We start from the raw sequence: 12,255 nt of genomic DNA, 5'->3' as shown, positions 1-12,255 counted from the left end.
GCACCAGGTATGGCGCCCCCCGGTATGGCGCCCGCTGGTATGGCACCCCCCGGCTTTCCGCCGCCGGCGCCCGGCCTTTCCGTGCCGCCGCCTCCTGTCGCCCCCGGCCTCGCCCCTCAGCCCCCCGCCTACGGTTACCCGCCGCCCGGTCAGCCCACGGTCGGCCCCGGTTATCAGGCCGTTCTTCGCTATCGGGCGCCCGACGGGTCCGAGCAGCAGGTGATCCGGCGGTCCGCGCCGGGGACGCCGCATCCGGAGTGGCAGATCTTCCATGAGCTGCGGGCGATGAACATTCCCCCGGATCAGGTCCTCGAACTACACACGGAGTTGGAGAGCTGTGAGTTGCCGGGTGCCTACTGCGCCCGCATGATCCGCGAACAGTGGCCGAACGCCCGGATCACGAGCATCGCCCCGTACGGCACCGATCACGCGAGCCGCCAGCAGGGCATGGCTCAACTCCTCGCGCATCAGGGTGAGTTGCACCAGGTGGCGGATGGTCCGGCGCGTCCGGCGCCGGTGCGTACGCCGTTGCCGCCCGTGCAGCCCACGCCGCCGGTGCCCCCGGAGGGGATCGCGCAGGAGATGGCCGCCGCGTTCGGGCCCGGGGTGTTCCGGTTCGACCAGGCGGCGGTGTCGCGGCAGGGGGTGCCGCCGATCGTGGCGCACACGCTGGTCGTCGCCGGGCTGCCCACCGACATGGGGCCGTTCTTCTGGGCGCAGGCCCAGCCGGGGCGGCCGGTGCCGACGCTTGCCGAGCTGGCGCAGGAACGCGGGGTCCGGCCGGCGTCGGACGCGGGGTCGTACCTCGTGATGGGCAGCGACTTCGGCAGGGCGATCTGCGTGCAGTACGGGACGGCGAACATCGTCGCGGTGCCTGTGGAGGCGGGGCCGGGCGGGGCGCCCGTGGCGCCGCAGTTCGTGAACACGGGGCTGCCCGAGTTCGCGCGCTGTCTCGCGCTGCTCGGCCGGATGTGGCGGCTGCGGTACGGCCTGAACCAGGAGCAGGCGGGCCGCTGGACCGTTGACTTCCAGGCCCAGTTGGCCTCACTCGACCCGGTGGCGCTCGGCTCCCCGGAGAGCTGGTGGTCGGTGCTGCTGGAGCAGATGTGGGACGGGTTGCTGTGACCCGCTGAGCGGAGCGCAACGGAAGGGGGTGGCGGGCCATACGGCCGCCCACCCCCTTTCCCGTACCGCCTCCGCGCACTGACTCCTCGTACCGCCTCCGCTCGTACCCGCCGTGACTCGGCCCGGAGTGTCGTGTTAGGCACATTTCACCCCAATCCACCAAGATGTGCGCGAAATCATTACTTCGTACGCGGAGAGGGGTTGCAGGATGAGCAGCGCAGCGATGGCGCACGGTTTCGTGGCCGGTTTCGGGGCCGGACGGGGGCGCGGTTACCGGCCCGATCAGGTCGACGCGTATGCCGTCGCGCTCTCCGCCGAGCGGGACACGGCCTGGGAGCGGGCCGCGCGGCTGACCGTGCTCGCCCGGGACATGGAGGCGGAGTCGGAGCGGCTGCGGGAGGCAGTCGCGCGGCTCGCCCCGCAGACGTACGAGAGTCTTGGTGAACGTGCCCGGCAGCTCTTCGAGTTGGGCGCCGAGGAGGCCCATGCCGTGCGGGAGCGGGGGCGGAACGAGGCGCGGCAACTGGTCGCGGACGCCGAGGCCCACGCGGGCGCCCTGCGGGAGGCCGCGCAGGCCGCCGCCGAGACCGTACGCGGCGAGGCCGAGGAACGTGCCCGGCAGCGGCTGCTCGCCGCCCGTGCCGAGGCCGACGAGATCCGGATCGGTGCCCGGCGGGAGGTCAAGGAGGGGCGGGGGGAGGCGCTGGCCGCGCTGCGGGAGATGCGGCTGCGTACCTCGGGGCTGCTCGCCGAGCAGGAGAAGGAGTACGCCGAACGGTGGGCGGAGCGGGAACGGTTTGTCGCCGAGCGTGAAGCCGCCCTGGACGTACGGAACATGGAGCGGGTGGCGGCTGCCGAGGCCGCGCTGTCCGAGGCGAAGCGGGCCTTCGCGGAGGCGGAGGAGTCGGTCCGGCGAACCGACGAGGACGCGCGGGTGCGCGCCGCCGAGATCCTCGCCGAGGCCCGCGCCCAGGAGGACCGCATCGCCCGCGACACCGAGCGGATGCTGCGGGAGCACGGGGAGGAGTGGGACGAGGTGCAGGCCCACATGGACCATGTGCGCAGCAGCCTGACGACGCTCACGGGGCGGGCGGCGGCGGAGTAGGGACGCCCGTTCCTCGGCTCACAGCACGGCGCGCAGATCCACCACCGGCCGGTCCCAGGTGGGGTGCGTGGTGAGGTACGGCCGGTAGCGGCCCTCGGCGAACAGTTCGCGCAGGTACATGCCGGGAAAGTCCAGCACGCTCTTGCGGCCGGCCAGCGCGATACGGACCCGGTAGCGGCTGTCCCCGTCGAGGACGAGTACGTCGCAGTGGTCCGGCTCGGGCGCGTCGATGCCCGTCACCGTGATGTGGTCCTCGGCCATCGCGTCGACCCACGCGGCCAGATCGTCCAGCAGCCAGGCCATGTTCATCCAGGCGGGCGCGTCGGCGGCCGGCTGCCAGTCGTAGGTCCGGCGTCCCTCGGGTCCGCTGTCCGGTGGTTCGCCCTCCTCGTACACGGGCGGGGCGGACGGGCCGTCGGTCTCGGTGAACTCGAGGCGCCGGGTGGCGATGGTGAGTGCGCTGACGCGGAAGCGGCTCCGGCCGAGGTCGAAGGCCGCCTCTGCGGCGTGCGTGAGGAATTCGCTGTCGAGGGCGGCCATGGTTCCCCTTGCTTGCCTGGACTTCCGTTGCCGGGTGCGCTTGCCCGATGTGTCTGCCCGGTGTGCTCGCCCGCGTGGGTGGGCCGCCCTCGGCCGTGGAGCGGCGAGGGCGGCCCGGTGGAGCGGGTGGACGGAACAGCTGGCGCAGCGGGGTGTACGACCTAGCGGTACCGATCCTCGGCGGTCGCGGACGGCATCGTCCACTTTGACGTGCCGTGTCCTGCCTTGAACGCCGTGCCGGAGGCGCTCGCCGTCGCGGCGCTCAGCGTCGCTGCGGACACCCGATCTCCTGAGCGGTTCGTACGAGCTCGAGTACGTCTCGGTCCCGTCCGTCTCGTCGCCCTCCGCCGGGGACTGCGACCCGGTGGGGGTGTTCTCGTCGGCGAGGTCCGCCTCGTCCGTGACCTCACCCTCCGGAGCGGTGGTGTTGTCCGGTGCCTCGCTCTCGGGGATGACCGGGTCGTCCTGCCACTCTGCCGCTTGCCCCTCACGCGGCGGGAGGGTGGAGGGTTGCTGGAGCGGGGGTGGAGAAGAACCCCGAGACTCGCTCCACCGAGGGGTGGACAGCCCCTAGGGGTACCTCCTCAGCAAGTCTCGGGGAGGGTTCGTACCGACGGAGGACGAGACGGGGCGCCGACGCTCCTTAACCTGGCTTTACGCCGCTGGGGACGGCGTTCCCGACCTTCGGGGGTGGGGTTTACCCCCGCAGAAGACTGGGCCGGGCACCAGAGACCCGGACCCTCTCCCACCAGCAGACTCATCCACGAAGCGCAGGGCGGTCCGTACGGCGGACCGGTCCGTACAGCGGCGCAGTGGTACGGGGGATCCGTGCGCACACGCACTGACCGACTTAGGAGACATACCGTGACATCGGCTGTGACCATCACCAGGCACGGGGGCACTGGAGGGCGTACGGCCGTTGCCGCACGGGCGCGGCAGGTCGTGAAGGCGTACGGGTCCGGTGAGACCCGCGTCGTCGCCCTGGACCAGGTCGACGTGGACATCGCGCGGGGACAGTTCACCGCGATCATGGGCCCTTCGGGGTCCGGCAAGTCCACCCTCATGCACTGCCTCGCCGGTCTCGACACCGTGACGTCCGGGCAGATCTACCTCGACGACACCGAGATCACCGGGCTCAAGGACAAGAAGCTGACGCAACTGCGCCGGGACCGGATCGGGTTCATCTTCCAGGCGTTCAACCTGCTGCCGACGCTCAGCGCGCTGGAGAACATCACGCTGCCCATGGACATCGCCGGCCGCAAGCCGGACAAGGGCTGGCTGGCGCAGGTCGTCGAGACCGTGGGGCTGAAGGACCGGCTCAAGCACCGGCCCAACCAGCTCTCCGGCGGTCAGCAGCAACGCGTCGCCGTGGCAAGGGCGTTGGCCGCGCGGCCCGAGATCATCTTCGGTGACGAGCCGACCGGAAACCTCGACTCCCGTGCGGGAGCTGAGGTGTTGGGCTTCCTGCGGCGGTCGGTGGACGAGCTCGGCCAGACCATCGTGATGGTCACGCACGACCCGGTGGCCGCGTCGTACGCGGACCGGGTGCTGTACCTGGCCGACGGACGGATCGTCGACGAGATGTTCCGTCCGACCGCCGACAGCGTCCTCGACCGCATGCGGCGCTTTTCTGGGGGACACCCCCAGACCCCCAACTTCGACGCGCGGGGGCGTACGTCATGACTGTGCTGAAGACCTCGATGCGCAACTTCTTCGCGCACAAGGGCCGGATGGCCCTGTCGGCGGTGGCCGTGCTGCTGTCGGTGGCGTTTGTCTGTGGGACTCTCGTCTTCACCGACACCATGAATTCGACGTTCGACAAGCTCTTCTCGGCCACCTCCTCCGACGTGACGGTGTCGCCGAAGGCCGCCAAGAGCGACGACGCCCCGCAGAGCGGGGTGCCCGAGTCGCTGCCGGCCTCCGCGCTGGCGAAGGCGCAGCAGGCCCAGGGCGTCAAGTCGGCGGAGGGCGCGGTCAGTTCGATGAACGTGACCGTCGTCGACGCAGAGAACAAGAACATGGGGTCGAGCTCCGGGGCTCCGACCATCGCGGGCAACTGGACGCGCAACGACCTGCGTTCGATGGAGATCACCAGCGGTCACGCACCGCGCGGGCCCACCGAGGTGATGGTCGACGCCGACACCGCCGACAAGCACCACCTGAAGATGGGCGACGAGCTGCGTACCATCGCGCAGACCGGTGACATCCGGGCGCGGATCGTCGGTATCGCGACGTTCAAGGTGACCAACCCCGGTGCGGCCGTCGTCTACTTCGACACGGCCACCGCGCAGCGTGAACTCCTGGGTGCCACCGGCCGGTTCACCCAGTTCAACATCACGGCGGCGAGCGGGGTCAGCGACACCCGGCTCAAGCAGAACGTCACCCAGGCCCTCGCGGCCACCGGCGTGTTCAAGGTGCAGACGCAGAAGGAGTTCTCCGACGAGAACCGTGCGGGCGTCGGCCAGTTCATGAACGTCATCAAGTACGCCATGCTCGGCTTCGCCGGGATCGCGTTCCTGGTCGGCATCTTCCTGATCATCAACACCTTCTCGATGCTGGTCGCCCAGCGGACCCGCGAGATCGGTCTGATGCGGGCGATCGGCTCCTCCCGCAAGCAGGTCAACAGGTCCGTGCTGGTGGAGGCGCTGCTGCTCGGCTTCGTCGGGTCGGTCCTCGGGGTCGCGGCGGGGGTCGGTATCGCGATCGGCCTGATGAAGCTGATGGCGACGGCCGGCATGAACCTCTCCACCGACGACCTCACCGTGAAGGCGACCACCCCGGTGATCGGCCTGGTCCTCGGCGTCGTCGTCACCGTCCTCGCCGCCTACCTCCCCGCCCGCCGCGCGGGCAAGGTCTCCCCGATGGCCGCCCTGCGCGACGCCGGCACCCCGGCCGACGGCAAGGCAGGTCTCGTACGGGGTCTCATCGGCCTCACCCTGACCGGAGCGGGCGCCTTCGCCCTCTACCTGGCCGCCACCGCCGACAAGGCGAGCGACGGCTCACTGGTCCTCGGCGCGGGCGTCGTGCTCTCCCTCCTCGGGTTCGTGATCATCGGCCCACTGCTCGCGGGCGGTGTCGTACGGGTGCTCAGCGCCCTGCTGCTGCGGGGGTTCGGCCCCGTCGGCCGGCTCGCCGAGCGCAACGCGCTGCGCAACCCGCGCCGTACGGGTGCCACCGGCGCGGCCCTGATGATCGGGCTCGCCCTGGTCGCCTGTCTTTCGGTGGTCGGCTCGTCGATGGTCGCCTCCGCGACGAGCGAGCTGGACAGGTCGGTCGGCGCGGACTTCATCGTCCAGGGCAACCAGCGGATCGTGCCCCAGGCGGAGGCGGCGATGAAGCGCTCGCCCGGCCTGACCCACGTCACCCGCTACAAGGAGGTCGAGGTCACCCTCACCCCGCCCACCGGCAAGGGCGAGACGACCGAACTGACGGCCGCCGACCCGACGTACGCCTCCGACCTGCGCCGCGCCACCACCTCGGGCACGCTGAGCGCCGCGTACGAGCCGGACGCCATGTCGCTGGGCTCCGGCTACGCGACCGAGCACAAGGTGAAGGTCGGCGACACGATGACCGTCGCCTTCAAGGGCGGCTCGACGGCGAAGCTCAGGGTCGCCGCGATCACGGACGACAACGTGGCGATCGACAAGGGTTCGCAGTACCTGTCCATCGCGACGATGGAGAAGTACCTGCCGGCCGGCAAGGTCCCGCCGAGCAGCCTGATGTTCGCCTCGGCGAAGGAGGGCGAGCAGGAGGCGGCGTACACGGCGCTGAAGAAGGCCCTCGACCCCTACCCGCAGTACCAGGTCCGCGACCAGACCGACTACAAGCAGGAACTGAAGGACCAGATCGGCCAGCTCCTGAACATGGTCTACGGCCTGCTCGCCCTGGCGATCGTGGTCGCGGTCCTGGGCGTCGTCAACACCCTGGCGCTGTCGGTGGTGGAGCGGACCCGGGAGATCGGCCTGATGCGGGCGATCGGCCTGTCGCGGCTGCAACTGCGCCGGATGATCCGCCTGGAGTCGGTGGTGATCGCCCTCTTCGGCGCCCTGCTCGGCCTGGGCCTGGGAATGGGCTGGGGCGCGACGGCCCAGCGACTGCTGGCCCTGGAGGGCCTGAACGTCCTGGAGATCCCCTGGCCGACGATCATCGGCGTCTTCGTCGGCTCGGCCTTCGTGGGGTTGTTCGCGGCACTGGTACCGGCGTTCAGGGCGGGGCGGATGAATGTGCTGAACGCCATCGCTACGGACTGACCAACCGGGGGAACGGGGGAACGGGGGAGCACGGGGGTACGGGGCGGGCCCGGCGTCGAGGAGTCTTGGGGGACTCTTCGGCGCCGGGCTCTGTGGCGTGTCGAACCAACAGGGAGCAGGCCTGTCCTGAGGCGGGAGGACCGCAGGTCGTACGGTCTGCGCGGCAGTCGTGTGATCATGCCCGCATGACAGCCGGTCGGATCATCTTCCTCAACGGAACGTCCAGTTCGGGAAAGTCGAGCATCGCCCGCGAGCTGCTCGACGTTCTCGACGACGGCGTCTTCTTCCACTTGGCGGTGGACAGCTTCAACGCGATGCGCACCAAGCGGGATCTCGGACCGGCGGAACTCGACACGGCGCTGCGGCGGACCAGGATGGGCTTTCACCGCTCGATCGCGGCCATGGCCGAGGTAGGCAACGACGTGATCGTGGACCACGTGCTCAGCGAGCCGTGGCGGCTGCTCGACTGCCTGACGGTCCTGCGACCCGAGGACGTGCTGTTCGTGGGTGTCCACTGTCCGCTGGAGGAACTCACGCATCGTGAGCGGGCGCGCGGAGATCGCCCGCCCGGCCTTGCCGCGCACCAGTACTCCCTCGTCCATGGCCACGGCGACTACGACCTGGAGGTCGACAGCAGCACAGCGAGCCCGCGCGAATGCGCTGAAAAGATCAAGGACTTCCTTCCGCACCGACCGGACCCGACCGCCTTCGCCCGCCTCCGCGATCGTTACTTGTCGGGTGGAGACGAGCCAGGAATCCCCGATCCGGGCAGATCCACAACTCAGGCATGAGCCGCGCCCACGCGGCCTGGGACGAGTGTCTCTCGGTGCTCTCAGCGCCGTCGGGGAGTCTGGGCGTGCCACCCCTGGACACGGGACGGGCGGGGAGAGGCGACGGGGGCGAAAGACGCCCAGGGGCTCACGCCGACGCCGGGTGCGGATGAGGCGGACGTTGTCCACAGGCGCCGCGGCCAGCGGCGTGGCGTCGTACGCTGGACACCCCCGGCCCGTCACACGTGTCGGGCGGCTCGCGTTGCCCACCCCTCACGAAAGCTCTCCCATGAGTCTGCACGGTCTGCTCGACGTCGTAGTCAAGGACGCCGCCCTCGCGGAAGCGATTCTGGCCGCCGGTGACGGCAACCGTATGCACGTCGACCTGGTCGGACCACCCGCCGCCCGCCCCTTCGCGGTCGCCGCGCTGGCCCGTGAGGCCGGGCGCCCGGTGCTGGCGGTGACCGCGACCGGACGTGAGGCCGAGGATCTCGCCGCCGCCCTCAGAACGCTGCTGCCCCCGGACACGGTCGCCGAGTACCCGGCCTGGGAAACCCTCCCGCACGAGCGCCTCTCGCCCCGCAGCGACACCGTCGGCCGCCGCCTCGCCGTACTGCGCCGCCTCGCGCACCCCAGCACTGACGACCCGGAGACCGGCCCGGTGTCGGTCGTCGTCGCACCCGTGCGGTCCGTACTGCAGCCGCAGGTCAAGGGGCTCGGTGAGCTGGAGCCGGTCGCGCTGCGCACCGGCTCGACCGCCGACCTGGGCGCCGTCGTCGAGGCGCTGGCCGACGCCGCGTACTCCCGCGTCGAGCTGATCGAGAAGCGCGGCGAGTTCGCCGTACGCGGCGGCATGCTCGACGTGTTCCCGCCCACCGAGGAACACCCCCTCCGGGTGGAGTTCTGGGGCGACGACATCGAGGAGATCCGCTACTTCAAGGTCGCCGACCAGCGCTCCCTCGAAGTCGCCGAGCACGGGCTGTGGGCGCCGCCCTGCCGCGAGCTGCTGCTCACCGACGAGGTGCGGGAGCGGGCCGCGGCCCTCGCTGAGGCGCACCCTGAGCTGGGAGAACTGCTCGGCAAGATCGCCGAGGGGATCGCGGTCGAGGGCATGGAGTCCCTCGCCCCCGTACTCGTCGACGACATGGAACTCCTGCTCGACGTACTGCCCAAGGGCTCCATGGCCGTCGTGTGCGACCCGGAGCGGGTGCGGACGCGGGCCGCCGACCTGGTGGCGACCAGCCAGGAGTTCCTCCAGGCGTCCTGGGCGGCCACCGCCGGCGGCGGCGAGGCGCCCATCGACGTCGGCGCCGCCTCCCTGTGGTCCATCGCGGACGTACGGGACCGGGCGCGCGAGCTGGGCATGATGTGGTGGTCGGTGTCACCGTTCGCCGCCGACGAAGAGCTCGACGCGGACACGCTCAAGCTGGGCATGCACGCGCCCGAGACCTACCGCGGGGACACCGCGAAGGCGCTCGCCGACACCAAGGGCTGGCTCGCGGACGGCTGGCGCACGGTGTTCGTGACTGAGGCGCACGGCCCGGCCGCCCGTACGGTCGAGGTGCTCGGCGGGGAGGGCATCGCGGCCCGCCTGGAGGCGGACCTGACCTCCCTGACTCCCTCCGTCGTGCAGGTGGCGTGCGGTTCGATCGACTTCGGGTTCGTCGACCCGCAGCTCAAGCTCGCCGTGCTGACCGAGACCGACCTCTCCGGGCAGAAGGCCGCCGGCAAGGACGGCGCCCGCATGCCCGCCCGGCGCCGCAAGACCATCGACCCGCTGACCCTCGAGACCGGCGACTACATCGTGCACGAGCAGCACGGTGTGGGCCGGTACATCGAGATGGTCCAGCGGACCGTGCAGGGCGCGACCCGCGAGTACCTCGTCGTCGAGTACGCCCCGGCCAAGCGCGGCCAGCCCGGCGACCGCCTCTACATCCCCACCGACCAGCTGGAACAGATCACCAAGTACGTCGGCGGTGAGGCACCCACCCTCCACCGCCTCGGCGGCGCCGACTGGACGAAGACCAAGGCGCGCGCCAAGAAGGCCGTCAAGGAGATCGCCGCCGACCTGATCAAGCTGTACAGCGCGCGCATGGCGGCGCCGGGCCACGCCTTCGGCCCGGACACCCCGTGGCAGCGCGAGCTGGAGGACGCCTTCCCGTACGCGGAGACGCCCGACCAGCTGACCACGATCGCCGAGGTCAAGGACGACATGGAGAAGACGGTCCCGATGGACCGCCTGATCTGCGGCGACGTCGGCTACGGCAAGACGGAGATCGCCGTCCGCGCCGCCTTCAAGGCCGTCCAGGACGGCAAGCAGGTCGCCGTGCTCGTGCCCACAACTCTCCTTGTGCAGCAGCACTTCGGCACCTTCGGTGAGCGCTACTCCCAATTCCCCGTCAACGTACGGGCGTTGAGCCGCTTCCAGACGGACACCGAGTCGAAGGCCACCCTGGAGGGCCTGCGCGAGGGCTCGGTCGACGTCGTCATCGGCACCCACCGCCTCTTCTCCTCCGAGACCAGGTTCAAGGACCTCGGGCTCGTCATCGTCGACGAGGAGCAGCGGTTCGGCGTCGAGCACAAGGAACAGCTGAAGAAGCTGCGCGCCAACGTCGACGTGCTCACCATGTCCGCGACCCCCATCCCCCGTACGCTCGAAATGGCGGTCACCGGCATCCGCGAGATGTCGACGATCACCACCCCGCCGGAGGAACGCCACCCGGTGCTGACCTTCGTCGGCCCGTACGAGGAGAAGCAGATCGGCGCCGCGATCCGCCGTGAACTCCTGCGCGAGGGCCAGGTGTTCTACATCCACAACCGGGTCGAGTCCATCGACCGGGCGGCGGCCCGGCTGCGGGAGATCGTCCCCGAGGCGCGGATCGCCACCGCCCACGGCCAGATGTCGGAGCAGGCGCTGGAGCAGGTCGTCGTCGACTTCTGGGAGAAGCGGTACGACGTCCTCGTGTCGACGACGATCGTCGAGTCCGGCATCGACATCTCCAACGCCAACACCCTCATCGTGGAGCGCGGCGACAACTTCGGACTCTCCCAACTCCACCAGCTGCGCGGGCGAGTCGGGCGAGGGAGGGAACGCGGGTACGCGTACTTCCTGTACCCCCCGGAGAAGCCCCTGACCGAGACCGCCCACGAGCGGCTCGCGACCATCGCCCAGCACACCGAGATGGGCGCGGGCATGTACGTCGCCATGAAGGACCTGGAGATCCGCGGCGCCGGAAACCTCCTCGGCGGCGAACAGTCCGGCCACATCGCGGGCGTCGGCTTCGACCTGTACGTACGGATGGTCGGCGAGGCCGTCGCGGACTACCGGGCCTCACTGGAGGGCGGGGTGGAGGAGGAGCCGCCGCTGGAGGTCAAGATCGAGCTTCCCGTCGACGCCCACGTACCCCACGACTACGCCCCCGGCGAGCGCCTGCGTCTCGCGGCCTACCGTGCCATCGCCTCCGCCAACACCGAGGCCGATATCAAGGCCGTACGGGAGGAACTCGTCGACCGCTACGGCAAGTTGCCCGAGCCGGTCGAGAACCTGCTGCTCGTGGCGGGGCTGCGGATGCTCGCGCGGGCCTGCGGTGTCGGTGACATCGTGCTCCAGGGCACCAACATCCGTTTCACACCGGTGGAGTTGAGGGAGTCGCAGGAACTGCGACTCAAGCGCCTGTACCCGGGGACCGTCATCAAGCCGACCGCGCACCAGATCCTCGTACCGCGTCCCAAGACGGCGAAGGTGGGTGGAAAGCCGGTGGTCGGAAGGGAGTTGCTCGGCTGGACCGGGGAGTTCCTGACGTCGATCCTGGGGTCGTGAGCGAGCGGGAAGAAGTGCGTTAGGGGCAACAGGAAGTCGCCCAGGGGCCGTTGGTAGGTAGGCCTTGGGCGGCTTCCTGTTCTGTTGCGACCTGCGACTGATGGCATCTGGTGATGGCATCCGTAGGTTCGGTTACCTCCGGGCTACGGCTGTTCGGGCCTGTCGCGATCGCGGTCCATGTCCATCGCGCGCTCGGCTCTCCGTTGCGCGTCGTCGACCTGGCTCGTGTACTTGTCGCCTGTCTTCTCGTTGACCATCGTCTCCACGGCGTCGGAGGCCTTGTGGCCCGTCCTGCCGCGCATCTGGTCCTTGAGCTTGTCGAAGATGCCCCTCCAGAGCTCCTTCCGGAGGTGAGTCAGCATCGACGATACGCCCGCTATGCGAAATACACCCCTTGTATGCCAGTGGGCGCCCCTGTGAGGGAAAGAGGCCGGCCGCTAGCCTGTCGATCAGCGGAAATCCGCAGGCACAGACGTCGGCGGGGCAGCAGGGGAGGGACGTGACGTGGGGAGTCTGAGGGGTGGGGGCGTCGCCGCCGCCGTACTCGTGGTGGTGCTCGGTGGCGGCGGGTGCAGCGGCGAGACCCTGGGGTCCGCCGGGCCCGAGGAGAGCGCGAGCGGTGCGGCCGGCGGGGGAGGAAACGGC

The 12,255-nt window shown here is 70.2% G+C and carries 8 protein-coding genes; 6 read left to right on the top strand and 2 right to left on the bottom strand.

Going from position 1 to position 12,255, the window contains the following annotated elements; translation table 11 throughout:
- On the top strand, positions 1-1,125 hold a 1,125-nt coding region (locus ADL01_RS12045), incomplete at its 5' end, for an SUKH-4 family immunity protein (protein WP_199834809.1).
- 208 nt (positions 1,126-1,333) lie between these two features.
- Entirely contained in the window at positions 1,334-2,230 is an 897-nt protein-coding gene (locus tag ADL01_RS12040) for a hypothetical protein (RefSeq protein ID WP_063783507.1), read from the top strand.
- 18 nt (positions 2,231-2,248) lie between these two features.
- Here ADL01_RS12040 and ADL01_RS12035 read toward each other — a convergent pair whose 3' ends face one another.
- Positions 2,249-2,770, bottom strand: coding sequence for a hypothetical protein (locus tag ADL01_RS12035; RefSeq protein WP_053741944.1), 522 nt, complete (start codon positions 2,768-2,770; stop codon positions 2,249-2,251).
- Between the two features lie 864 nt (positions 2,771-3,634).
- Here ADL01_RS12035 and ADL01_RS12030 point away from each other — a divergent pair.
- The 4 genes from ADL01_RS12030 to mfd all read left to right on the top strand — a co-directional run bounded on the left by ADL01_RS12030 (position 3,635) and on the right by mfd (position 11,610).
- Positions 3,635-4,453, top strand: a complete 819-nt coding sequence (locus ADL01_RS12030) for an ABC transporter ATP-binding protein (protein WP_053741943.1) — start codon at positions 3,635-3,637, stop codon at positions 4,451-4,453.
- On the top strand, positions 4,450-7,020 hold the full coding sequence (locus tag ADL01_RS12025; RefSeq protein ID WP_053741942.1) for an ABC transporter permease: 2,571 nt from the start codon (positions 4,450-4,452) through the stop codon (positions 7,018-7,020). Before ADL01_RS12030 ends, ADL01_RS12025 begins: the two co-directional genes overlap by 4 nt.
- A gap of 185 nt (positions 7,021-7,205) precedes the next feature.
- Positions 7,206-7,811 carry a chloramphenicol phosphotransferase CPT family protein gene (locus ADL01_RS12020; RefSeq protein WP_053741941.1) on the top strand — a complete coding sequence of 202 codons (606 nt, stop codon included), beginning with the start codon at positions 7,206-7,208 and terminating at the stop codon, positions 7,809-7,811.
- Between the two features lie 268 nt (positions 7,812-8,079).
- A complete protein-coding gene (mfd, locus tag ADL01_RS12015) occupies positions 8,080-11,610 on the top strand; it encodes a transcription-repair coupling factor (RefSeq protein ID WP_053741940.1) in 3,531 nt (1,176 codons plus the stop codon).
- A gap of 143 nt (positions 11,611-11,753) precedes the next feature.
- Here mfd and ADL01_RS12010 read toward each other — a convergent pair whose 3' ends face one another.
- Positions 11,754-11,972 (bottom strand): antitoxin, encoded by a 219-nt coding sequence (locus ADL01_RS12010; RefSeq protein ID WP_053741939.1) that lies wholly within the window; start codon positions 11,970-11,972, stop codon positions 11,754-11,756.
- Between the last annotated feature and the right edge of the window lie 283 nt (positions 11,973-12,255).

This window comes from Streptomyces sp. NRRL WC-3618 (assembly GCF_001280005.1).
Taxonomy (GTDB): domain Bacteria; phylum Actinomycetota; class Actinomycetes; order Streptomycetales; family Streptomycetaceae; genus Streptomyces.
Note: the sequence above shows the minus strand (reverse complement) of the source record. Positions and strands in the feature narration are given on the sequence as shown.